22 protein-coding genes are annotated in these 22001 nt (G+C 71.7%); 15 read left to right on the top strand and 7 right to left on the bottom strand.

All coding sequences use genetic code 11. The features are described 5' to 3' along the window. Positions 1-62 precede the first annotated feature (62 nt). The 5 genes from ABD644_RS14320 to ABD644_RS14340 all read left to right on the top strand — a co-directional run bounded on the left by ABD644_RS14320 (position 63) and on the right by ABD644_RS14340 (position 5049). The gene (locus tag ABD644_RS14320) at positions 63-965 is read left to right on the top strand and encodes an ABC transporter ATP-binding protein (protein ID WP_344689608.1); all 903 of its coding nucleotides are present in this window, start codon (positions 63-65) and stop codon (positions 963-965) included. Beyond that, entirely contained in the window at positions 962-1690 is a 729-nt protein-coding gene (locus tag ABD644_RS14325) for an ABC transporter permease (RefSeq protein ID WP_344689609.1), read from the top strand. The genes ABD644_RS14320 and ABD644_RS14325 overlap by 4 nt, the downstream gene beginning before the upstream one ends. A gap of 43 nt (positions 1691-1733) precedes the next feature. Further along, entirely contained in the window at positions 1734-2582 is an 849-nt protein-coding gene (locus tag ABD644_RS14330; protein ID WP_344689610.1) for a HipA family kinase, read from the top strand. Beyond that, positions 2579-2971 (top strand): DUF3037 domain-containing protein, encoded by a 393-nt coding sequence (locus ABD644_RS14335; RefSeq protein ID WP_344689611.1) that lies wholly within the window; start codon positions 2579-2581, stop codon positions 2969-2971. Before ABD644_RS14330 ends, ABD644_RS14335 begins: the two co-directional genes overlap by 4 nt. 137 nt (positions 2972-3108) lie before the next feature. After that, on the top strand, positions 3109-5049 hold the full coding sequence (locus tag ABD644_RS14340; RefSeq protein WP_344689612.1) for a PhoX family protein: 1941 nt from the start codon (positions 3109-3111) through the stop codon (positions 5047-5049). 60 nt (positions 5050-5109) lie between these two features. On the opposite strand, the gene ABD644_RS14345 is transcribed toward ABD644_RS14340, so the two are convergent. The 6 genes from ABD644_RS14345 to ABD644_RS14370 form a co-directional block, all read right to left on the bottom strand. Beyond that, a complete protein-coding gene (locus tag ABD644_RS14345; RefSeq protein ID WP_344689613.1) occupies positions 5110-5403 on the bottom strand; it encodes a 4a-hydroxytetrahydrobiopterin dehydratase in 294 nt (97 codons plus the stop codon). 84 nt (positions 5404-5487) lie between these two features. Further along, complete coding sequence (locus tag ABD644_RS14350) at positions 5488-6201, bottom strand: phosphoadenylyl-sulfate reductase (protein WP_344689614.1); 714 nt, start codon at positions 6199-6201, stop codon at positions 5488-5490. After that, on the bottom strand, positions 6198-6365 hold the full coding sequence (locus ABD644_RS14355) for a hypothetical protein (protein ID WP_344689615.1): 168 nt from the start codon (positions 6363-6365) through the stop codon (positions 6198-6200). The genes ABD644_RS14350 and ABD644_RS14355 overlap by 4 nt, the downstream gene beginning before the upstream one ends. Beyond that, positions 6362-8032, bottom strand: a complete 1671-nt coding sequence (locus ABD644_RS14360; protein WP_344689616.1) for a nitrite/sulfite reductase — start codon at positions 8030-8032, stop codon at positions 6362-6364. Before ABD644_RS14360 ends, ABD644_RS14355 begins: the two co-directional genes overlap by 4 nt. Positions 8033-8309: 277 nt before the next feature. After that, a complete protein-coding gene (cysC, locus tag ABD644_RS14365; protein ID WP_344689617.1) occupies positions 8310-8846 on the bottom strand; it encodes an adenylyl-sulfate kinase in 537 nt (178 codons plus the stop codon). A 73-nt stretch (positions 8847-8919) separates the two neighbouring features. Further along, positions 8920-9402 carry an RrF2 family transcriptional regulator gene (locus tag ABD644_RS14370; RefSeq protein ID WP_344689618.1) on the bottom strand — a complete coding sequence of 161 codons (483 nt, stop codon included), beginning with the start codon at positions 9400-9402 and terminating at the stop codon, positions 8920-8922. Between the two features lie 27 nt (positions 9403-9429). On the opposite strand from ABD644_RS14370, the gene ABD644_RS14375 reads away from it, so the two are divergent. Both ABD644_RS14375 and ABD644_RS14380 read left to right on the top strand, forming a co-directional pair. Continuing rightward, positions 9430-10191, top strand: coding sequence for an NUDIX domain-containing protein (locus ABD644_RS14375; protein WP_344689619.1), 762 nt, complete (start codon positions 9430-9432; stop codon positions 10189-10191). A gap of 129 nt (positions 10192-10320) precedes the next feature. Then, positions 10321-11208, top strand: a complete 888-nt coding sequence (locus ABD644_RS14380; RefSeq protein WP_344689620.1) for a DUF559 domain-containing protein — start codon at positions 10321-10323, stop codon at positions 11206-11208. Between the two features lie 71 nt (positions 11209-11279). Here ABD644_RS14380 and ABD644_RS14385 read toward each other — a convergent pair whose 3' ends face one another. Further along, positions 11280-11450: a CsbD family protein gene (locus ABD644_RS14385; protein ID WP_344689621.1), complete on the bottom strand. Its 171-nt coding sequence runs from the start codon at positions 11448-11450 to the stop codon at positions 11280-11282. Between the two features lie 376 nt (positions 11451-11826). On the opposite strand from ABD644_RS14385, the gene ABD644_RS14390 reads away from it, so the two are divergent. The 8 genes from ABD644_RS14390 to ABD644_RS14425 all read left to right on the top strand — a co-directional run bounded on the left by ABD644_RS14390 (position 11827) and on the right by ABD644_RS14425 (position 21820). Further along, the gene (locus tag ABD644_RS14390) at positions 11827-13482 is read left to right on the top strand and encodes a peptide ABC transporter substrate-binding protein (protein WP_344689622.1); all 1656 of its coding nucleotides are present in this window, start codon (positions 11827-11829) and stop codon (positions 13480-13482) included. Positions 13483-13675: 193 nt separating this feature from the next. Then, complete coding sequence (locus tag ABD644_RS14395; RefSeq protein ID WP_344689623.1) at positions 13676-14599, top strand: ABC transporter permease; 924 nt, start codon at positions 13676-13678, stop codon at positions 14597-14599. Then, the gene (locus ABD644_RS14400; RefSeq protein WP_344689624.1) at positions 14592-15566 is read left to right on the top strand and encodes an ABC transporter permease; all 975 of its coding nucleotides are present in this window, start codon (positions 14592-14594) and stop codon (positions 15564-15566) included. The genes ABD644_RS14395 and ABD644_RS14400 overlap by 8 nt, the downstream gene beginning before the upstream one ends. After that, positions 15563-16615: an ABC transporter ATP-binding protein gene (locus ABD644_RS14405; RefSeq protein ID WP_344689625.1), complete on the top strand. Its 1053-nt coding sequence runs from the start codon at positions 15563-15565 to the stop codon at positions 16613-16615. The genes ABD644_RS14400 and ABD644_RS14405 overlap by 4 nt, the downstream gene beginning before the upstream one ends. Further along, positions 16608-17675 carry an ABC transporter ATP-binding protein gene (locus ABD644_RS14410; RefSeq protein ID WP_425547440.1) on the top strand — a complete coding sequence of 356 codons (1068 nt, stop codon included), beginning with the start codon at positions 16608-16610 and terminating at the stop codon, positions 17673-17675. The genes ABD644_RS14405 and ABD644_RS14410 overlap by 8 nt, the downstream gene beginning before the upstream one ends. 81 nt (positions 17676-17756) lie before the next feature. Next, on the top strand, positions 17757-18740 hold the full coding sequence (locus tag ABD644_RS14415) for an ABC transporter permease (protein WP_344689626.1): 984 nt from the start codon (positions 17757-17759) through the stop codon (positions 18738-18740). A gap of 15 nt (positions 18741-18755) precedes the next feature. After that, on the top strand, positions 18756-19718 hold the full coding sequence (locus ABD644_RS14420; protein WP_344689627.1) for an ABC transporter permease: 963 nt from the start codon (positions 18756-18758) through the stop codon (positions 19716-19718). Next, entirely contained in the window at positions 19715-21820 is a 2106-nt protein-coding gene (locus ABD644_RS14425; protein WP_344689628.1) for an ABC transporter ATP-binding protein, read from the top strand. The genes ABD644_RS14420 and ABD644_RS14425 overlap by 4 nt, the downstream gene beginning before the upstream one ends. Positions 21821-22001 lie beyond the last annotated feature (181 nt).

Here is a 22001-nt window from a genome sequence, read left to right on the forward strand (position 1 = left end):
GGCTGGTCCGCTCTGGGGCGCGCCTCTGCCGCCGGGTGGACGGCGGTCGCCATGCTGGCGGCGTGATCGAGCTCGTCGGCCTGACCAAGGCGTACCGCGCCCGGGTCGCCGTCGACGACCTCACCGTGACGATCGAGCCCGGCCGGGTCACCGGCTTCCTCGGACCCAACGGCTCGGGCAAGACGACGACCCTGCGCTGCGTGCTCGGCCTGACCCGGCCCACCTCCGGGACGGCGACGGTGCTCGGCCGGCCCTACCGCTCGCTCCGGCACCCCATGCGCCGGGTCGGTGCCCTCATCGACCCCGCGGCCCGGCATCCGGCGCGCACCGCGCACGCCCACCTGCGTGCCCTGGCGCAGACCAACGGGCTGCCGGTCGACCGGGTCGACGAGATGATCGACCTCGTCGGTCTCGAGTCCGTGGCCCACGAGCGGGTGGGGAGCTTCTCGCTCGGCATGGGGCAGCGGCTCGGCATCGCGGCGGCCCTGCTCGGGGACCCCGACGTGCTGCTGCTCGACGAGCCGGTCAACGGGCTGGATCCCGAGGGCATCCGGTGGGTGCGCGAGCTGCTGCGCGACCTCGCCGACGAGGGGCGCACGGTGCTGGTCTCGAGCCACCTGATGAGCGAGATGGAGGACACCGCCGACCACCTCGTCGTCCTCGGTCGCGGCCGGCTGCTGGCCGACATGCCGATGGCCGACCTGCTCGACCAGCACGCCGCGGTCCGGGTCCGCAGCCCCCAGGGGCCGTTGCTGGCCGCGGCCCTGCGCCGCCTGGGCGCGGTGGTGGAGCTGGAGCTCGACGGGGCGCTGCGCGTGGAAGGGCTCGGCCTGGACCAGGTGGGGGACGTCGCGTTCGCCGCCGGGGTCCGCCTGCACGAGCTCACCCGGATCACCGAGTCGCTGGAGGCCGCCTACCTCGAGCTGACCGGAGACGCGGTCGAGTACCGGGCGAGTGGGCTGTGAGGGGACTCCTGCGCAGCGAGTGGACCAAGCTCTGGTCGGTCCGGTTCGGCGCCTGGTGCACCGCGGTGTACGTGCTCGTCGTGGCCGCGCTGGGCTGGCTGGCCGCCGCCGGGACGCAGACCTCCCCGGAGCCGGACCTGGCCGTGGAGACGGCGCTGACCGGCTTCGGCTTCGGCCAGCTGGTCCTCGTCGTCCTCGGCGTGCTGGCGATCACGAGCGAGTTCGGGACCAGGAACGCGCTGGTCACCTTCACCGCCGTGCCCCGCCGGACGCGGCTGCTGGTGGCCAAGACCGCCGTCGTCGCCGCGTGGGTCGCCCTGCTCAGCGCCGTCCTGGCCGTGCTGTGCGCCGTGGCCGCGGCCCGGCTGACCGCCGTCCCCGGCGGCGTCTCCCTGGGGGACCCCGCCGTGCTGCGCGTGCTCGGGCTGCAGGTGGGCGCCGCCATCCTGATCACCGTGCTGGCGGTGGCGGTCGGGACCGTCGTCCGGTCGTCGGCCGGTGCCGTGGGGCTGGGCACCGCGCTGGTGTTCTTCGCGCCCCTGCTGGTGGCGCTCGCGCCGGACTGGGCCGCCCGCTCGGCCAAGGCCATGCCCGCCCTGCGGGTCGGGCGGGACACGTTCCTCGCGGAGTCCACGAGCTGGCAGGTGGGCACCGCCGTCACCGCCGCCTGGGCCGTGGGGCTCTGGCTGCTGGGCGTGGCGCTCCTGGAACGCCGTGACATCTGACGGCGGACGTCCGACCGTGGCACCGACTACGTTGGCGCGCACTGTGCTGCCCGCCGTCACCGCCACCCGCTACGTCACCCCGCTGCGCGAGGGTGGCTCGCTGCCGGGGCTCATGGAGGCCGACGACCTGGGCACCTACGTGGTGAAGTGGCGCGCCGCGGGGCAGGGCGTGCGGGTGCTGGTCGCCGAGGTGGTGTGCGGCGAGCTGGCCCGGGCACTGGACCTGCCGGTGCCGGCCCTGGTCACCGTCGACGTGGCGCCCGCGCTCGGCGTGGGCGAGCCCGACCCCGAGGTGCAGGAGCTGCTGCAGCGCTCGGCCGGGCGCAACCTGGGCCTGGACTTCCTGCCCGGGGCCCTGGACTTCGAGGCCGGCGCCGACGGCGTCGACCCGGAGCTCGCGGGCCGGGTGCTGTGGTTCGACGCCCTCGTCGGCAACGTCGACCGGTCGTGGCGCAACCCCAACATGCTGTTCTGGCACGGCGGGCTCCAGCTGATCGACCACGGCGCCGCGCTGACCTTCCACCACCACTGGCCCGGCGCCGCGGCCGCCGTCGCCCGCCCCTACGACGCGAGCGCCCACGCGCTGATCGAGTGCGAGCCCGACGTGCCGGCGGCCGACACGGCACTGTCCCCCCGGGTGACGCGGGGGCTGCTCGACGACGTCCTCGCGCAGGTGCCCGACGAGTGGCTCGACGAGGACCAGCCGCCGGCCGTGGTGCGGGCACGCTACGTCGAGCAGCTGCTCGCCCGGCTCGGCGCCCGCGATGCGTGGCTGCCCGGGCTGGTGTCGGCGGCAGCCGCCGGAGGGTCCGGTCGCCGGAGGGCACCCCGCGGGGAGAACCGTCCGGCGTGGCTCGGCCCGCCACCGCCCGAGGGGGTCAGCCAACGATGAGCCGCGACACCTTCGAGTACGCCGTCCTGCGGGTCGTCCCGCGGATCGAGCGGGGCGAGTCGCTGAACGCGGGCGTCCTCATGTACTGCCGGCAGCGCGACTACCTCGGCTCCCGGGTGCACCTCGACGTCGACCGGCTGCGCGCCCTGGATCCCACGGCCGACGCCGAGGCCATCGGTCGGGCGCTGCAGGCGGCCGCCGACGTCTGCGCCGCCGAGCCCGCGGCCGGCGCGGCGGGTCGGGAGGCGCTCGGCTCGCGGTTCCGCTGGTTGACGGCCCCCCGGAGCACCGTCGTCCAGCCGGGCCCCGTGCACACCGGCCTCACCGCCGACCCCGACGCCGAGGCAGACCGCCTGCTGCGCCTGCTGGTGCTGCCCGTCCAGGGGTGACCGGCCGCGCCGTACCCGCCGCGGGTGAACGGCGGGTGTCGCGAGGCTTCACCGGACGACCCGCGAACGGTCACCGGGGCGTCGCCCGCGCTGCCTAGCTTCTGCCTGAGTCCACCGCGACGCAGGGAGCACCGTTCATGACCCAGACCATCGATCCGCACACGGCCGCGGACGCCGACCCCGACGACCTCCCGTCGAACCCGTCGTCGGCGCCGGCCTTCGCCGACGTCGCCCGGGCGCGGGTCAGCCGCCGGTCGGTGCTGGCCGGCGGCATGGTGGCCGCGGCCGGCTTCCTCACCTCGAGCCTGGTGAACCCGCCGGTCGCCGTCGCCACGCCGGGACGCGGCAGCGCCGGCCGTCCGCTGCTGGGGTTCCGGCCGATCCCGCCGAGCACCGCCGACGAGGTCGTGGTGCCGCGCGGCTACCGGGCCAGGCCGTTCATCCCGTGGGGTACGCCGCTGCTGGGCCGCTACCCGGAGTTCCGGCCCGGGACGCCGAGCGCCGGCGTCCCCGGCGGCAACACGGCCGAGGACCAGGCGCAGCAGGTCGGCATGCACCACGACGGCATGACCTACTTCCCCCTGCACGCCGGGAGGAAGGGCAGCGAGCACGGGCTGCTCGTGCTCAACCACGAGTACACCGACGAGTTCTACCTGCAGACCGGGGCCTACCAGAGCCCGTACGCGCCGACCTACACCGCCGAGATGGTGCGCAAGTCGCAGAACGCGCACGGGGTCAGCGTGGTCGAGATCGAGAAGAAGCGGTCGGGGGAGTGGGCGCTGGTGCGCTCGCGGCGCAACCGGCGGATCACCGCGAACACCGAGATGGAGCTCGCCGGTCCGGCGGCCGGTCACGAGCTGGTGCGCACCGCGGCCGACCCGCAGGGACGCCGGCCGCTGGGCACGATCAACAACTGCGGCAACGGCGAGACGCCGTGGGGGACCTACCTGACCTGCGAGGAGAACTTCAACGGCTACTTCCGGGTCGATCCCGGTCAGAACGAGGAGAACAGCGAGCTGCAGGGCCGGTACGGGGTGGGTGGCGACCGCAACCGGTGGGCCACCCAGGACCCGCGGTTCGTCGTCACCCCCACCGACGCCAACGAGCCCAACCGCTTCGGCTGGGTCGTCGAGATCGATCCCTTCTCGCCCGAGTCGGTGCCGGTCAAGCGGACGGCGCTGGGCCGGCTCAAGCACGAGGACGCCACCGTCCACGTGACCAAGGGCGGCCGCGTCGTCGTCTACATGGGCGACGACCAGGTCTTCGAGTACGTCTACAAGTTCGTGAGCTCCGGGAACTGGCGCTCGATGCGCTCCCGGGGGAAGAGCCCGCTCGACGAGGGCACCCTCTATGTGGCCCGGTTCGACGACGACGGCACCGGCACCTGGCTGCCGCTGGTCCACGGGCAGGGTCCGCTGACCGCGGCGAACGGCTTCGCCGACCAGGGCGAGGTGCTGGTCAAGACGCGCATGGCCGCCGACCTGCTCGGCGCGACGCCGATGGACCGGCCGGAGTGGACCGCCGTCGACCCGCGGACCGGCACCGTCTACGTGACGCTGACCAACAACGACTCCCGGTCGGAGGCGAACGGGCCCAACCCGCGGACGCCGAACCTGTGGGGGCACATCGTCCGCTGGGACGAGCAGGGCGGGGACCACGCGGCGACGTCGTTCGAGTGGGATCTCTTCCTGCTCGCCGGCCCCGGTGACGGGGTGGACGGATCGACGATCAAGGCCGAGGACTCGTTCGGTTCCCCGGACGGGCTGTGGCTCGACCCCGACAGCCGGGCATGGATCCAGACCGACGGGACGCAGCCGACGGGAAACAACCAGATGCTGGCCGCCGACCCGTACCGCACCGAGGGCGGCGCCCCCGAGCTCCGGCGCTTCCTCACCGGCGTCGTCGGCTGCGAGGTGACCGGCATCGCCATGACCCCGGACCAGCGGACGCTGTTCGTCAACCTGCAGCACCCCGGTGAGCGCGGTGGCAGCACCTGGCCGCAGAACGACGGCCTGGCCACGCCCCGGTCGGCGACCGTCGTCGTCACCCGGGACGACGGGGGAGTCATCGGCACCTGACGGCCGATGACCGGTGGCGCGGCGGCGGGGGGAACCGGCGCGCCACCGCCCCCGGCTGGCTCAGCCGGGGAGCAGGGCGTCGATGCGCCGGGCCAGCTCGAGGTCGAGCTCGGTGACGCCGCCGGCGGAGTGCGTCGCCAGGGCGAGGTGCAGCGTCCGCCAGCGCAGGTCGACGTCGGGGTGGTGGTCCATCTCCTCGGCGACGTCGGCGATGGCGACGATCGCGGCGACGGCGTCCCGGAAGCTCGGCAGCTCGACGGTGCGCCGCAGCCCGTCGCCGTCCCCGGACCAGAGAGGCAGCCCGGGGAGGGCGGCGGCGAGCTCGTCGTCGGTCAGTCGCTTCGGGCGGGGCATCCCCCCATTGAACGCGCTGGATCGGCCTCGTCCCAGGGGCCCGCGGCGCGCGGAGCGTGTCGCGGGGTGGGACGTGGTCCTTCGTCAGCTGTGGATGCCGCACTCCGTCTTGGACCGGCCGGCCCAGCGGCCCGCGCGGGCGTCCTCGCCGGGTGCGACCGGCCGGGTGCAGGGCGCGCACCCGATCGAGGCGAAGCCGACCTCGACCAGCGGGTTGACCGGTACCTGGTGCTCGGCGACGTAGGCGTCGACGTCGGCCTGCGTCCAGGCGGCGAGCGGGTTGACCTTGATCATCTCGCGCTTCGCGTCCCAGTCGACCAGGCGGGTGCCGGCGCGGCTCGGCGACTCGTCCCGCCGGATGCCCGAGCCCCAGGCCACGTATCCCGACAGCGTCTGTGCCAGCGGCTGCACCTTGCGCAGCGAGCAGCACAGGTCGGGGTCGCGCTCGAACAGCCGCGGGCCGAATTCGGCGTCCTGCTCGGCCACGCTCTGCTCCGGCCGCACGTTCACCAGCGTGATCGGCAGGACCGAGGTGATCCAGTCGCGGGTGCCCAGGGTCTCGGCGAAGTGGAAGCCGGTGTCCAGGAAGACCACGTGCACGCCCGGGACGGCGGTGCTCGCGAGGTGGGCCAGCAGGCCGTCGGCCATGGACGACGTGATCGCGAACTCGTCGCCGAAGGTGTCCCCGGCCCAGCGCAGGACGGTGAGCGCCTGCTCCACCGGGTCGGTGATCCCGTCGAACCAGGCGTCGGCGGCCTCGGCCAGCAGCGGCGTCGGGCGCCCCAGGGCGATCGTCATTCCCGCACCCCCGTCGCGAGCAGGCGCACGGTGAAGGCCCGCAGGCACGCCGCGCAGCGCCAGCCGTCGGTGGACTCCCCGTGCGGCGAGATCTCCTCGTCGCCGCAGTAGGGGCAGTGGAACGGCGGGAGCTGACGGGTGCGACCGGTCGGCTCCTCCGTCACAGCAGCCAGCTCTCCTCGGCCCGCGCCACGTAGCGGGCGAAGGATTCGCCGTCGGTGCGGCGCTCGAGGTAGCCCCGCAGCACCCGCTCGCAGTAGTCCGCCGACTCGGCCTTGGTCACCTTGTGGCCGCGGAACTTGCGGCCGAAGGTGGCCTCGACCCCCAGGTGGCCGCCGAGGTGGACCTGGAACCCCTCGACCATCTCGCCGTTGTCGTCCTTGACCATCGAGCCCTTGAAGCCGATGTCGGCGGTCTGGAACCGCGCGCAGCTGTTCGGGCAGCCGTTGACGTTGATCCCGATGGGCGCGTCGAAGTCCGGCAGCCGCTTCTCGAGCTCGGCGTAGAGGTCCTGCGCGTGCTGCTTGGTCTCGACGATCGCGAGCTTGCAGAACTCCAGGCCGGTGCAGGCCATCGTGCCGCGGCGGAACGCGCTCGGGCGGACCAGCAGGTCGTGCTCGGCCAGGGCGGTGACGAGGTCCTCGACCCGCTCGTCGGGCACGTCGAGGATGACCATCTTCTGCTGCGTCGTCGTCCGGGTGCGCCCCTGCCCGTATTCGTCGGCGAGGTCGGCGATGCGGGTCAGCAGGCTGCCGCTGATCCGGCCGGTGCGCAGCGCGAAGCCCACGGCGTTGGTGCCGTCCTTCTGCTTCGCGACGCCGACGTGGTCGCGCTGGTCGTGCGCGGCCGGGGCCGGCGCCGGGCCGTCGGGCAGCGACTGGTGGAGGTACTCCTCCTCCAGCACCTGGCGGAACTTCTCCGGGCCCCAGTCGGCGATGAGGAACTTGATGCGGGCGCGCGTGCGCTGCCGCCGGTAGCCGTAGTCGCGGAAGATCGCGGTGCAGGCGGCCCAGACGTCGGTGACCTGCTCGGGCCGGACGAAGACGCCGATCCGCTGGGCGAACATCGGGTTGGTGGACAGCCCGCCGCCGACCCACAGGTCGTAGCCGGCCTCGCCCGCGGCGTTGCGCACGCCCACGAAGGAGATGTCGTCGATCTCGGGCTCGGTGCAGTGGTCGACGCAGCCCGACATCGACGTCTTCCACTTGCGCGGCAGGTTGCTGAACTCGGGGCTGCCGACGTACTTGGCGACGGTCTCGGCCATCACGTCGCTGGCGTCGAGGACCTCGTCCTCGAGGATCCCGGCGAGCGGGCAGTTGAGCATGCCGCGCGGGGTGTCGCCGCAGGCCTCCGTCGTGGTGAGGCCGACCTCCTCGAGGCGGCGCCAGATCTCGGGCACGTCCTCGATGCGGATCCAGTGGTACTGCACGTTCTGGCGGTCGGTCACGTCGGCGACGTCCCGGCCGAACTCGGTGCTGATGCCCCCGATCGTGCGCAGCTGGGCGCTGGTCAGCGCCCCGCCGTCGGTGCGCACGCGCATCATGAAGTAGGAGTCCTCGAGCTCCTCGGGCTCCAGGACGGCGGTCTTCCCGCCCGGGATGCCCTGCGCGCGCTGGGTGTAGAGGCCCATCCACCGCATGCGGCCCCGCAGATCGCCCGGGTCGATGCCGCCGAAGCCGGTGTGGGCGTAGATGTCGAGGATCCGCTGCCGGACGTCGAGCCCGTCGGAGTCCTTCTTCATCCGCTCGTTGGGGTTGAGCGGTTCGCGGTAGCCGAGGGCCCACTGGCCCTGTCCGCGTTGGGGGCGAGTGCTCGTGCGGGGGGAGGTCATGCTCGTGGCTCTTTCCTGCGCCGACCGCCGTCCGCCGTCGCGACGCTGCGCGCGGGCGGGCTGCGGCGCTGCCGGGTCGGGGGTGCGCGTCAGGTGCGCGCGAGAGGACCGGTTGTCAGCGCAGAGGGCGACAGACGGCGCTGGAGACGAGCGCCAGGTCGATGTGCAGACGCGCGACGAGCAGTGAGCCGCGGTCCGTCATGAGTGCATCGTGCCACATCCGCCGGGCCTCCGGCCGGTGGATGTGGTCACAGGAATGTCCGTACTTTCGGGCTTTTCAGCGCCCGTCCATGGCCGCACGGATCAGCGCCACGGCGTCGACCAGCGGGGTCACCGAGGTGTCGACGACGACCTCCGCGCGGGCCGGCGGCTCGTAGGGATCGGACACGCCGGTGAACTCCGGGATCTCACCCGCGCGTGCCCTGGCGTAGAGCCCCTTGACGTCGCGCGCCTCGCAGACCTCGAGCGGGGTGGACAGGTGCACGAGCACGAACCGGCCGTGCTTCTCGACGAGGGCGCGGGCCTCCTCGCGGGCGGCCTCGTAGGGCGCGATCGCCGCGACGACGACGGTGCCGCCGTGCTTGACGACCTCGCCGGCGACCCAGCCGATCCGCCGGATGTTGAGATCGCGGTGCTCGCGGGAGAACGACAGCTCGCTCGACAGGTGCGTGCGCACGACGTCGCCGTCGAGGACGGTCACCGGGCGGTCCTCGGCGTCCAGTTCGGCGATGAGGGCGTCGGCGATCGTCGACTTCCCCGCGCCGGAGAAGCCGGTGAGGAAGACGGTGACGCCGGGGGCGTGCGCAGCGGGCATGAGCGCCAGTTTCCCTCAGCGGCGGGTGTTCCCGGCTGCCGGGCCCGCGGGGGTCACCCGCAGGAGGGGCCGGTCAGCGCGGTGCGTCGTCGCCGAACGAGCGCCACGCCGTCTCGAGGCCGACCAGCTCGGCCACGTGGTCGGGCAGCGTCCCGTGGATGACGTCGGCGAGCGTGACCTGCTCGAGCACCCGCCGGTAGGAGGCGCGGGCGGCGACCCAGACCGTGCCCAGGGCGTGCGCCGGGCCGGGGTAGTCGAGGTCCTCCGGGCGTTCGCCGTGGACGTCGGCGAGGAAGCCCTGCTCGACCCGCATGACCCGCGCGATCGAGATCTCCTCCGCGGGCAGCGCGAGGCGGTAGCCGCCCTCGCGACCCCGCTGGCTGCTGACCAGGCGGGCGCCCTGGAGGTCGCGGAGGATCGCCTGGAGGAAGCGGGCGGGGATGCCCTGGGCGGTGGCGATGCGCTCGGAGGTCAGGGCGTCGGGCGCCGCGGCGGCCAGCTCGAGGGCGGCGCGGACCGCGTAGTCGACCCGGGCAGTGATGCGCACGGCCCCCATCCTGCCTGGTCTGCGAGGCTGGGCAGCGTGCACCGGTTGCGTTTCACCACGTTGGTGGAGGCACCGCTCACCGTCGCGTTCGACGTGGCGCGCACTCTCGGGCGGCCCTGGCCGTGGCCGCTGCAGGAGGTCGTGTCGGTCCGGCCGGTGCGCGACGTCTACTCCGTCGGCCCCGGGTCGCGCTGGCGCTGGCTGACCCACTCCCGCCGGTTCACGGCCACGGGCGCGGGGACGCTGGTCGACGAGCAGGTCGACTGGGAGACCGGACTGCCCGGCGTGCTGGGCACCGTCGTCGACGAGTTGGTCCTGCGCCGGCGGGTGATCCGGGCGATGCAGGCGCATCTGGACGCCTACGCCGCGGCCGCGGCTCGGCGCGCGCTCGACGTCGTCCAGGTGGTCGGCGCGGCGGTCGTCGTGGGCGAGCGGGTGCTCGTGGCCCAGCGCTCGGGCGGTCCCTACGACGGGTGCTGGGAGTTCCCCGGCGGCAAGGTGGAGCCGGGGGAGTCGGAGCTGTCGGCGCTGGTGCGCGAGTGCGAGGAGGAGCTCGGCGTCGCCGTCGTCCCCCAGGCGTTCCTCGGCGAGGTCGTGCTCGACGGCGTCGTCGCCGGTGGAGCGCCGGCCGCCTCCACCCTGCGCGCCTGGTGGGCCCGGGTGGAGTCGGGGGAGCCGGTGGCGCACGAGCACGCGGCCCTGCGCTGGGTGACGGCCGACGAGCTGGACGACCTCGACTGGATCGCCGCCGACCGCCCGCTGCTCCCCGCCGTGAAGGCCCTCCTCGCCCGCCTCTGACCCCCATTCCCGCTTTCTGTACCGAAAGCTGGGCGGACGGGCTCAGCTTTCGGTACAGAAAGCTGCAACGCGGGGCGGAGGCTGTGGACAACCGTCGTGACGGGGCGCGCGGCGGCGAAGCTTCGAATCGTGTCGCTGCAGAGACTCACAGGTGTCTTCCTCGGTTCGCACGCCGTCGCCGAGGGAGCGGTCACCCGGGCACAGCTCCAGTCGGGCCTGTACCGGCGTCTCTTCCAGAACGTCTACGCCGACCCCGGGCTGCCGCTCGACCACCAGCTCCTCGCTCGCGGGGCGATGCTCGTCATGCCTGACGACGCAGTCCTGGGCGGTCGATCGGCGGCGGCGTGGTACGACGCACCCTTCGCCACTCCCGCCGACCCCGTTCTCGTCCTCGTCCCCCCGACTTCTGCCTGGCGTGGCCCGCGCGGGATCCGGGTGCACCGGACCGAGGTGGCCTCTGGCGAGGTGCGGCTGATCGAGAACGCGCGCGAGGCGGTCCGCGTGACGACGCCGCTGCGCACGGCGTGGGAGATCGGCACTCTCGAGCGGGTGGGCAACGCCGTGGCGCTGCTCGACGCGATGGTCGGCGCACAGCACCTCACGTACGAATCGCTCGAGCGACTGGCGCGGGAGGGCCGAGGCCGCTGGGGCTCTCGCCGCTTCAGCAAGGTCGTACCGCTCGTCGACGGCCGCAGCCAGAGTCGACCGGAGTCGCTGGTGCGCGTGGCGTGCGTACGGGCAGGACTCCCGGCGCCCGTTCCGCAGTTCGTCGTCCAGAGCGCGGGGCGGTGGCTGGGCCAGGTCGATCTCGCCTGGCCTGAGCACCGGCTGATCGTCGAGTACGAGGGGCCACACCACTTCGAGGAGCACAAGATCGTCCAGGACGACGGCCGCTACGCCCGTCTGATCGCAGCTGGTTGGCGCGTCATCCGCCTGAGCACGGCAGACCTGTGGGACCTCGACGGCGTGGTGGCGCGCATCCGGCAGGCGCTCGCGCTGCCTCTGCTCGCCGGCTGAGGGCTTCATTCAGCTTTCTGTACCGAAAGCTGCGGTTCGAACCGCAGCTTTCGGTACAGAAAGCGGGTCTCTTACTTGAAGACGTCCTTGATCTTCTCGCCGGCCTGCTTGAGGTTGCCCGACACCTGGTCGGCCTGGCCCTCGGCCTGGAGGTCGCGGTCGCCCGTGGCCTCGCCCACGGACTCCTTGCCCTTGCCGGACAGTTCCTCGGCCTTGTTCTTGATCTTGTCGATGCCGCTCATCTGACTCGCTCCTCTGCTGGCGCGTGCACGGTCTGCGAGGGCCTACCCGCAGGTCGCGGGGTTGACACGCCAGGACGATGCCGTACCGCAATTAGTCCTGTCCGGGGCCCCTGTGGCGCGAAGAACCGGGGGGTGCAGAGGGGGAGGTGGTGTGGAAGTTACGGTTGGGGGGCGGGTCGTGAACGCAGGTCACAGTTGGATGACGTCAGTGGACGGTCTTCGGACGCCGTGCCTAGGGTCCACCCGTCGTATCGAGGAGGCGTCTGCCTGCTGGGTGCGTTCTGCTCGTGACCAGTCAGTCATCCGATCGCCCCACAAGGGCCGGATAGACCTGTCCGTTCCCCCCGCCATTCGCGGGTCGAGGGAGGCATTGCACGTGAAGTTGAGCAAGCGCAGAGGTGCGCTCGTCGCGGCCGGTATCGCCGCCGCGATGATGCTGTCCGCCTGTGGTGGCAGTGACGAGAACGGTGGCGGCGAAGGCGGCTCCGAGTCGTCCGGTGGCACCTTCAGCATGTACATCGGTGAGCCGGAGAACCCGCTGGTTCCGGGCAACACGACCGAGGACCAGGGCAACCAGGTCGTCTCGTCGCTGTTCACCGGTCTGGTCCAGTACGACGAGAGCGGCGAGGTCGTCTACACGGGTGTCGCGGAGTCCATCGAGTCCGAGGACAACACGACCTGGACCGTGACGCTGAAGGACGGCTGGACCTTCCACGACGGCACCCCGGTGACCTCCTCGTCGTTCGTCGACGCGTGGAACTACACCGCTCTGAGCACCAACGCCCAGGGCGCCTCGTACTTCTTCGCCAACGTCGAGGGCTACGGCGACCTGCAGGCCCCCACCGACGACGAGGGCAACGTCACCGGCGACCCGGCCGCCACCGAGATGAGCGGCCTCGAGGTCGTCGACGACACCACCTTCACCGTGACCCTCTCCGCGCCCTTCGCGCAGTACCCGGTCACCGTGGGCTACACGGCCTTCTACCCGCTGCCCGAGGCCTTCTTCGAGGACCCCGAGGCCGCCGGCCGCCAGCCGATCGGCAACGGCCCGTTCAAGGCCGATGACGAGTTCGTCCCCGGCACCGGCATCACGCTGAGCCGCTACGAGGACTACGCCGGCGAGGACGGCGCCAAGGCCGACTCGGTCGAGTACCGCGTCTACGCCGACGTGGCGACCGCCTACACCGACGTCCAGGGCGGCACGCTCGACATCGTGCGTCGCATCCCGCCGGACGCCTCCGGCAGCGCGCCCGACGAGTTCGGTGACCGCTACCTGGAGAACGAGTCCTCCTCGTTCACCTACCTGGGCATGCCGACCTACGACCCCCGGTACGCCGACAAGCGCGTGCGTCAGGCCTTCTCCATGGCCATCGACCGGGAGGCCATCGCCGAGGCGATCTTCAACGGCACCCGCACCCCGGCCACGTCGCTCATCGCCCCGATGATCGACGGTTCCCGTGAGGGCGCCTGCGAGTACTGCACCCTCGACGTCGAGGCGGCCAACGCGCTCCTCGACGAGGCCGGCTTCGACCGCAGCCAGCCGATCGACCTGTGGTTCAACGCCGGCGCCGGCCACGACGCCTGGGTGCAGGCCGTGGGCAACCAGCTGCGCGAGAACCTGGGCATCGAGTACCAGCTCAGGGGTGACCTCGACTTCTCCGAGTACCTCCCGCTGCAGGACCAGCAGGGCATGACCGGTCCGTTCCGCCTCGGCTGGGGCATGGACTACCCGAGCCCGCAGAACTACCTGGAGCCGCTGTACTCGACCGCGGCGCTGCCGCCGGCGGGTTCGAACGCGACGTTCTACTCGAACCCGGAGGTCGACGAGCTGATCAGCCAGGGGAACCAGGCGGCCACCAACGAGGAGGCCATCGAGTTCTACAACCAGGCTGAGGACCTCATCCTCGAGGACATGCCCGTCATCCCGATGTTCTTCCAGGTCGAGCAGTCGGTCTTCTCGGAGAACGTCTCCAACGTGGTGGTGGACATCTTCGGTCGGGTCGAGACCGAGAACGTGACCGTCAACAGCTGACGAGTCACTGACCGCACGGCGCCGCCGGGGGTGCCTGCCCGTACCGGGCAGGACCCCCGGCGGTTCGCCGATGGGGCAACGCCCCGTCCCGACCGGACGGGAGTCCCGGAGGCATCGCCGCTCGGGCGTCCCGCATGATGGACGACGCGCCACCCCAGACCGGGGTCCGGGTGCGTCCTGACCGAGGAGGGACATGGGCCGCTACATCGCGCGCCGCCTTCTGCTGACCATCCCCGTCCTGCTCGGGGCTTCCTTCCTGATCTTCGCGATGGTCTACGCGCTGCCCGGCGACCCGATCCGGGCGCTCGGCGGTGACCGGCCGCTGGCTCCCGCGGTCGTCGCCCAGCTGCGCGACGAGTTCAACCTGAACGACCCGCTGTACCTGCAGTACGTCAAGTACCTGGGCGACCTGGTGCAGGGGGACTTCGGCACCGACTTCCGTGGTCGGGACGTCCTGGAGACCATCCTGCTCCGGCTCCCGGTGACGCTGCAGCTCACCGTCGTGGCCATCGGGTTCGAGATCGTCATCGGCATCGTCGCGGGCGTGCTCGCCGGCATCCGCCGCAACGGCTACTTCGACAACCTGGTCCTCGTCGCGACGACGGTGATCGTGTCGATCCCGATCCTGGTGCTGGCGTTCGTCTCCCAGTTCGTCTTCGGCCTCCAGCTCGGCTGGTTCCCGACCTCCGGCACGACCCAGGGCTGGTACAGCTTCCTGCTGCCCGGTCTGGTCCTCGCGTCCGGCTCGCTGGCCTACGTGGCCCGCCTGACGCGGACGAGCATCGCGGAGAACATGCGCGCCGACTACGTGCGGACGGCGCGGGCCAAGGGCCTCCCGCCCCGCACGGTCATCGTCCGGCACACGCTGCGCAACAGCCTGATCCCGGTCGTGACGTTCATCGGCGCCGACATCGGCACCCTGCTCGGCGGTGCCATCGTCACCGAGACAGTGTTCAACCTGCCCGGTATCGGCCGGTCGGTCTTCGACGCCGTGCGCGCCCAGGAGGGCGCCGTCGTCGTCGGCATCGTGACCCTGATGGTCTTCTTCTTCATCTTCTTCAACCTGGTCGTCGACGTGCTCTACGCCGTCCTCGACCCGAGGATCCGCTATGACTGAGTCCCAGCAGCAGCAGGACCTGCGGCACGACGAGGTACAGGCCGGGACGACGACCGTCCTGGGGGAGCCGTCGGTCGACGTCACCGACGCCCGGCAGAACAGTCTCTGGAGCGACGCCTGGGGTCAGCTCAAGCGCAACGTCATCTTCTGGATCGGCGCCGTGCTGGGCCTGCTCTTCGTGCTCATGGCGCTGTTCCCGACGCTGTTCGCGCGGGGCATCGACCCCCGCTCGTGCAGCCTGACCAACTCCAAGGCGACGCCGTCGGCGGGCCACTGGCTGGGCTACGACCAGCAGGGCTGCGACTACATGGCCAACATCGTCTACGGGGCGCGCAACTCGCTGCTCATCGGCGTGCTGGGTGTGCTCGGCGTGCTGGTGCTCGGCGTCGTCGTCGGCGCGATCGCCGGCTTCTACGGGCGCCTCACCGACAGCATCCTGTCGCGGCTCACCGACATCTTCTACGCACTGCCGCTGATCCTGGGCGCGCTGGTGCTGCTGCGGGTCGGCCCGTCGACCAACCTGCCGGTGATCAGCGAGCGGGGCCCGGGAGCGGTCGCCATCGCGCTGGCCGCGTTCGGCTGGATGACGGCGATGCGGCTGGTCCGCTCGCAGGTCATCGCGGTGAAGAGCTCGGACTACGTCGCGGCCGCGCGGGCGATGGGCGCCTCGGACTTCCGGATCCTGGTCCGGCACATCCTGCCCAACGCCGTGGCCCCGGTCCTGGTCTACGCGACCATCACCATCGGCGTCCTGATCGCGGCGGAGGCCACGCTCACCTACCTGGGTGTCGGGCTGCAGGCGCCGGCGATCTCGTGGGGCCTGCAGATCGCCGACGGCCAGTCGCTGCTGCGCACCGCCCCGCACCTGGTGCTCTTCCCGAGCATCATCCTGACCCTGACCGTGATGGCCTTCATCATGATGGGCGACGCCCTGCGCGACGCCCTCGACCCGAGGCAGCGCTCATGAGCACCGTCCCCACGCCCGCCGCGCAGACGAGGGGCGGCGGCGCATCGGCGCCGCTGCTCGAGGTCGATGACCTCTACGTCGAGTTCCGCACGCGCGCCGGCGTCGTCAACGCCGTCAACGGCATCAGCTACACCCTGGGGCCGGGGGAGACCCTCGCGATCCTCGGGGAGTCCGGCTCCGGCAAGTCGGTGTCGGCCCAGGCGATCATGGGGATCCTCGACACGCCGCCCGCGCAGATCACCGGCGGCAGCATCTGGTTCGAGGGCCGCAACCTCCTGGAGCTCTCGCCCGAGGAGCAGCGCAAGGTCCGCGGACCGGGCATCTCGATGATCTTCCAGGACGCGCTGTCGGCGCTGAACCCCGTCTACAGCGTGGGGTACCAGATCGGCGAGATGTTCCGGGCGCACCGCGGGATGTCGAAGCAGGACGCCAAGAAGCGCGCGGTCGAGCTGATGGACCGCGTGCGCATCCCGGCCGCGGCGCAGCGCGTCGGCGACTACCCCCACCAGTTCTCCGGGGGCATGCGCCAGCGGGTCATGATCGCGATGGCGATCGCCCTCGACCCGCGGATCCTGATCGCCGACGAGCCGACCACCGCGCTCGACGTCACCGTGCAGGCGCAGGTCATGGACCTGCTCACCGACCTGCAGGAGGAGACGGGGATGGGCCTGGTGCTCATCACCCATGATCTCGGCGTCGTCAACGAGGTCGCCGACCAGGTGGCCGTCATGTACGCCGGCCGGATCGTGGAGCGCGGCACCGTCGACGACGTGTTCGGCGACCCGGCGCACCCCTACACCGAGGGCCTGATGACGTCGGTGCCCCAGGTCGAGGCCAAGGGTGGCCGGCTGCAGCCGATCACCGGCCAGCCGCCGAACCTGGCCAACATCCCGTCGGGCTGCCCGTTCCACCCGCGCTGCCCCCGTCGCCGGATCGGCGCCGAGGCGGCCCCGGGCCGCGACTGCGCCGTCGACCGCCCGCCGCTGCGGCTCGTCGTCCCCGGCCGGGAAGCCGCCTGCCACTACAGCGAGGAGGTCCTCGGTGTCTGAGCCGACGACGCCCGACGCCGCCCCCGAGAACGCGCTGCCCGCCGTCGCCGAGGGCCAGCCGCTCATCGAGGTCAAGGGCCTGAAGAAGTACTTCCCGCTGACGCAGGGGATCCTCTTCAAGCGCACGATCGGGCACGTCCGCGCCGTCGACGGCGTCGACCTGACGCTGCGCCGCGGCGAGACCCTCGGTCTCGTCGGCGAGTCCGGCTGCGGCAAGTCGACGGTGTCGAAGCTGCTGGTCGCGCTGGAGAAGCCGACCGACGGCCAGATCCTCTACAAGGGCCGGGACGTCGCGAAGATGGGCGGGCGGGAACTCAAGCAGTACCGCCGCGAGGTCCAGATCATCTTCCAGGACCCCTACGCGTCGCTGAACCCGCGGATGACCGCCGGTGACATCGTCGCCGAGGGCTGGTCGGTGCACCCCGACATCGCGCCGAAGAAGGGCCGCCTCAAGCGGACCCAGGAACTGCTGGACCGCGTCGGCCTCAACCCCGACTTCGTCAACCGGTACCCGCACCAGTTCTCCGGTGGTCAGCGGCAGCGCATCGGCATCGCCCGCGCGCTCGCCCTGCGGCCGGAGGTCATCGTCTGCGACGAGCCGGTGTCGGCCCTCGACGTCTCGGTGCAGGCCCAGGTGGTCAACCTGCTCGAGGACCTGCAGGACGACTTCGGTCTCTCCTACCTGTTCATCGCCCACGACCTGTCGGTGGTGCGCCACATCTCCGACCGCGTGGCGGTGATGTACCTGGGCAGCGTGGTCGAGGAGGGGTCGCACACCGACGTGTACGGCTCGCCGTCGCACCCCTACACCCAGGCGCTGCTGTCCTCGGTTCCGGTGCACGAGCCGTCGCTGCGCGGGCTCAAGGAGCGGATCCTGCTGCAGGGCGACGTGCCCAGCCCGGCCAATCCGCCGTCGGGCTGCCGGTTCCGCACCCGGTGCTGGAAGGCCCAGGACATCTGCGCGACCGAGCCGCCGGCCCTGGTCGACCGCGGTCAGGGTCACCCCGCGGCCTGCCACTTCGCCGAGGCCCGCAGCGTGGTGCCCACCGACGTGGGCTGACGATGGCTCTGCGGCAGCAAGGGCACCTCTTCCTGTCGGGGGCATCCCTCCGGCACCGAGCGCACTGACCGGAGGGCATCCGTGGGGCGTTTCCTGCTCCGGCGACTGGCCAACTACGTGGTGCTCGTCCTCGTGGCGACCACGCTCGCGTACCTGGTGGCGTCGGTCGCGCTGAACCCGCGCGCGCGGTACGACGGGCGCAACCCGCCCGTGCCGCCCGCGGTCATCGACCAGCAGCTCACCGAGTACGGGGTCAACGACAAGGACCCGCTGGTGGGTCGCTACCTCGACTGGATCGGCGGGGTCGTCACCGGTGACTTCGGCAAGACGGTCACCGGTGCCGACATCAACAGCCAGCTCGGTGCGCGCTCGCTGGTGAGCCTCCGGCTGCTGCTGCTCGGCTCGCTCATCGGGTCGGTGCTGGGTGTGCTGGTGGGTGTGGTCAGCGCGGTGAAGCAGTACAAGTTCACCGACCGGTTCTTCACCGGCTTCTCGTTCTTCTTCATCGCCACGCCGGTGTTCTTCACGGCGGTGCTGCTGAAGTTCGGGGCGCTGCAGGTCAACGACGCCGCCGGGACGACGCTGCTCTACTACACCGGCTACGAGACGCCGGGCCTCGACGCCGGGTTCTGGGGGACCGTGAAGGACCAGGTCGCGCACCTGATCCTGCCGACGCTGTCGATCGCGCTGGGGCTGATCGCGTTCTTCTCCCGCTACCAGCGCAACGCGATGCTCGACGTGATGGGCAGCGACTTCCTGCGGACGGCGCAGGCCAAGGGACTCACCCGAAGACGGGCGCTCTACAAGCACGGCCTGCGGACGGCGCTGATCCCGATGGCGACGCTGCTCGCCTACTCCTTCGGCACGCTGGCCGTCGGGGCCACGTTCACCGAGAAGATCTTCGGCTGGCACGGGATGGGCGAGTGGCTGGTCGACTCCATCACGGGCAACGACATCAACGTGGTGGCGACGGTGTCGCTGTTCACCGCGGTGTTCATCCTGTTCTCGGGATTCCTCGCCGATGTCCTCTACGCCGTCCTCGACCCGCGCGTGCGGGTCTCCTGAGGGTGAGGAACTGACATGTCGCTTCCCGCAGACCCGCTCGTCGTCGCCGACGACGTCGCGCTCTCGGACTCACCCGGCCAGGCCCCGCCCGGACCGGACGTCGTCGTCCGCGGCCGCCGCCAGCTGGTCATGCGCCGGCTCCGGCGCAACAAGGCCGCGCTGGCCGCGCTCGTCGTCCTGGTGACGCTGTTCGTCTCCGCGTTCCTCGGCCCGATCATCTACGAGGCCATCACCGGGTGGACGTATGCCGGGCAGGACTTCACCTCGTTCCTGCAGCCGCCCTCGCCCGACCACTGGTTCGGGACCACGCAGATCGGCGGCGACGTGTTCGCCCAGACGATGCGCGGGCTGCAGAAGTCGCTGCTGATCGGCCTGCTCGTGGCGGTCATCTCGACCGGGCTCGCCGCCGTCGTCGGCGCGTTCGCCGGCTACCTCGGCGGCTGGGTCGACAAGGTCCTCATGTGGATGGTCGACCTGCTGCTGGTCATCCCGTCGTTCCTGATCGTGGCGATCATCAGCCGCAACCTGCGCTCCGGCGGCTGGATCGCGCTGGTGCTGCTCATCGCGGTCTTCGCCTGGATGATCACCGCCCGCATCGTGCGCGGGATGACGCTGAGCCTGCGGGAGAAGGAGTTCGTCCTGGCCGCCCGGTTCTCCGGGGTCTCGACGCCGGGGATCATCTTCCGCCACCTGATCCCGAACATGTCGTCGCTGCTGATCATCGACGCGACGATCGCGGTGGCCACGGCCATCATCGCCGAGTCGGGGCTGTCCTACTTCGGCTTCGGGGTGAAGCCGCCGGACCAGTCCCTCGGCACGCTGATCGCCGCCGGCACCCGGTCGGCGTTCACCTTCCCGTGGCTGTTCATGTTCTCCGGCGGGCTGCTGGTGCTCACCACCCTGGCGGTCAGCGTCCTGGGCGACGGGCTCCGGGACGCGCTGGACCCGTCGTCGAAGCGTGCAGGGGGCAGCCGGTGACCGTCCAGGCAGAACGCGCCGGGGGGACGACCGATCCCGCCGCTCCGCTCCTGGAGGTGCGCGACCTCACCGTCGAGTTCCCCGGGGAGGACGGCGCGGTCCCGGCGGTCCGCGGGGTCAGCTTCACCCTGTCGCCGGGCGAGGTGCTCGGCATCGTGGGCGAGTCGGGCTCGGGCAAGTCGGTCTCGTCGCTGGCGGTCATGGGCCTGCTGCCGCAGTCGGCCGAGGTGACCGGCAGCGTCCGGCTGCGGGGGCAGGACCTGCTGGGGCTGCCCGACCGCGAACTGGCGAGGATCCGCGGCAGCAAGATCGCGATGGTCTTCCAGGACCCGCTCTCGGCCCTGACGCCGGTCTACACGATCGGCGACCAGATCGCCGAGACGATCGAGATCCACCAGGGGCTGCCGAAGGCGGCGGCCTTCCGGCGGGCGGTCGAACTGCTCGACGCGGTGGGCATCCCGAACGCCGCGCAGCGGGCCAAGGCGTATCCGCACGAATTCTCCGGCGGCATGCGGCAGCGCGTGATGATCGCGATGGCGATCGCCAACGACCCCGACGTCCTCATCGCCGACGAGCCGACAACGGCGCTGGACGTGACCATCCAGGCGCAGGTGCTCGAGCTGCTCGACACCGCCCGGCAGATGACCAACGCCGCGACGATCATGATCACCCACGACCTCGGCGTCGTGGCCGGGATCGCCGACCGGATCGTGGTCATGTACGCGGGCAAGGCCGTGGAGAGCGGCCCGGTGGGCCCGGTGTACGCCGACCCGCGCATGCCCTACACGATCGGGCTGCTCGGCTCCGTGCCGCGGCTGGACCGGCCCGGCCAGCCCCTGACCCCGATCGAGGGGTCGCCGCCCAACGTCGCCCGGCTGCCCCAGGGTTGCCCGTTCGTCGCGCGCTGCCCGGTCAGCATCTCCATCTGCGAGACCGTCGAGCCGGAGCTGGAGCCCACCGCCGGCGGCGTCCGCAGCGCCGCGTGCCACCGGAGCGAGGAGATCGAGCTCGGCCTGATCCACGGGGCTCCGGTCTTCCCGCCGCCGGCGATCGCCACCGTCCGCGAGGAGGTGCCCCGCGAGCAGCGGGCGGCGGTGCTCGAGGTGCGTGACCTCGCCAAGCGCTACCCCCTGACCAAGGGCGTCGTGTTCCGCCGCACGATCGGCACGATCACCGCCGTCGACGGGATCAGCTTCGACATCCGCGAGGGCGAGGCGCTCGGCCTGGTCGGCGAGTCCGGGTGCGGCAAGTCGACGACGATCATGCAGATCCTCGAGCTGGCCACCCCCGAGCAGGGCACGGTCAGCGTGCTCGGCAAGGACGTGGCCGCCCTCGACGGCGGTCAGCGCAAAGCCCTGCGCCGCGACGTCCAGGTCGTCTTCCAGGACCCGCTGGCCTCGCTGGACCCGCGGCTGCCCGTCGGCGACATCATCGACGAACCGATGCGGGTCTTCGGGATCTCGGCCGACAAGCGGCGGGAACGGGTGCGCGAGCTGCTCGAGCTCGTGGGCCTGAGCCGGGAGCACGCCAACCGCTACCCGGCCGACTTCTCCGGAGGGCAGCGGCAGCGCATCGGCATCGCCCGCGCGCTCGCGCTGGAACCGCGGTTGCTGGTGCTCGACGAGCCGGTGTCGGCGCTCGACGTCTCCATCCAGGCCGGTGTGCTCAACCTGCTCGAGGACCTCAAGGCCCGGCTGGGCCTGTCCTACCTGTTCGTCGCGCACGACCTGTCGGTGGTCCGGCACGTCGCCGACCGGGTGGCGGTCATGTACCTCGGCCGGCTGGTCGAGGTGGGGGACGCCGACGGCGTGTTCGAGCGCCCGACGCACCCGTACACGCAGGCGCTGCTCTCCGCCGTCCCGATCCCCGATCCGGTGGCCGAACGGCAGCGCACCCGCATCCTCGTGCGCGGTGACCTGCCGAACCCGGCGAACCTTCCCTCGGGCTGCCGGTTCCGGTCCCGCTGCCCGCTGTACGTGGAGCTGTCGGCCGAGCAGCAGGAACGCTGCCGGGAGGACGACCCGCGGCTGGAGCGGCACACCGACGCCGACACCGAATCCGCCTGTCACTGGGCCCGGGAACGGCAGGTCGTCCCGGACTGACCGTGAAGGACGCGAAAGTGTTCATGCCCTGGGCTTGATTTGGGAGTCCCGATACCGATCGTTATCGCGACGTGACCGCCACGACGGGGTCACGTGCCTACTCTCCGTCCGTCCCAGGCAATAGGCCGTGCGCTCCGTGACCCGGAGCGTCGGCACCGACCATGGAGCAACCTCTTGAGAC

This window comes from Blastococcus jejuensis, assembly GCF_039534705.1.
GTDB lineage: Bacteria > Actinomycetota > Actinomycetes > Mycobacteriales > Geodermatophilaceae > Blastococcus_B > Blastococcus_B jejuensis.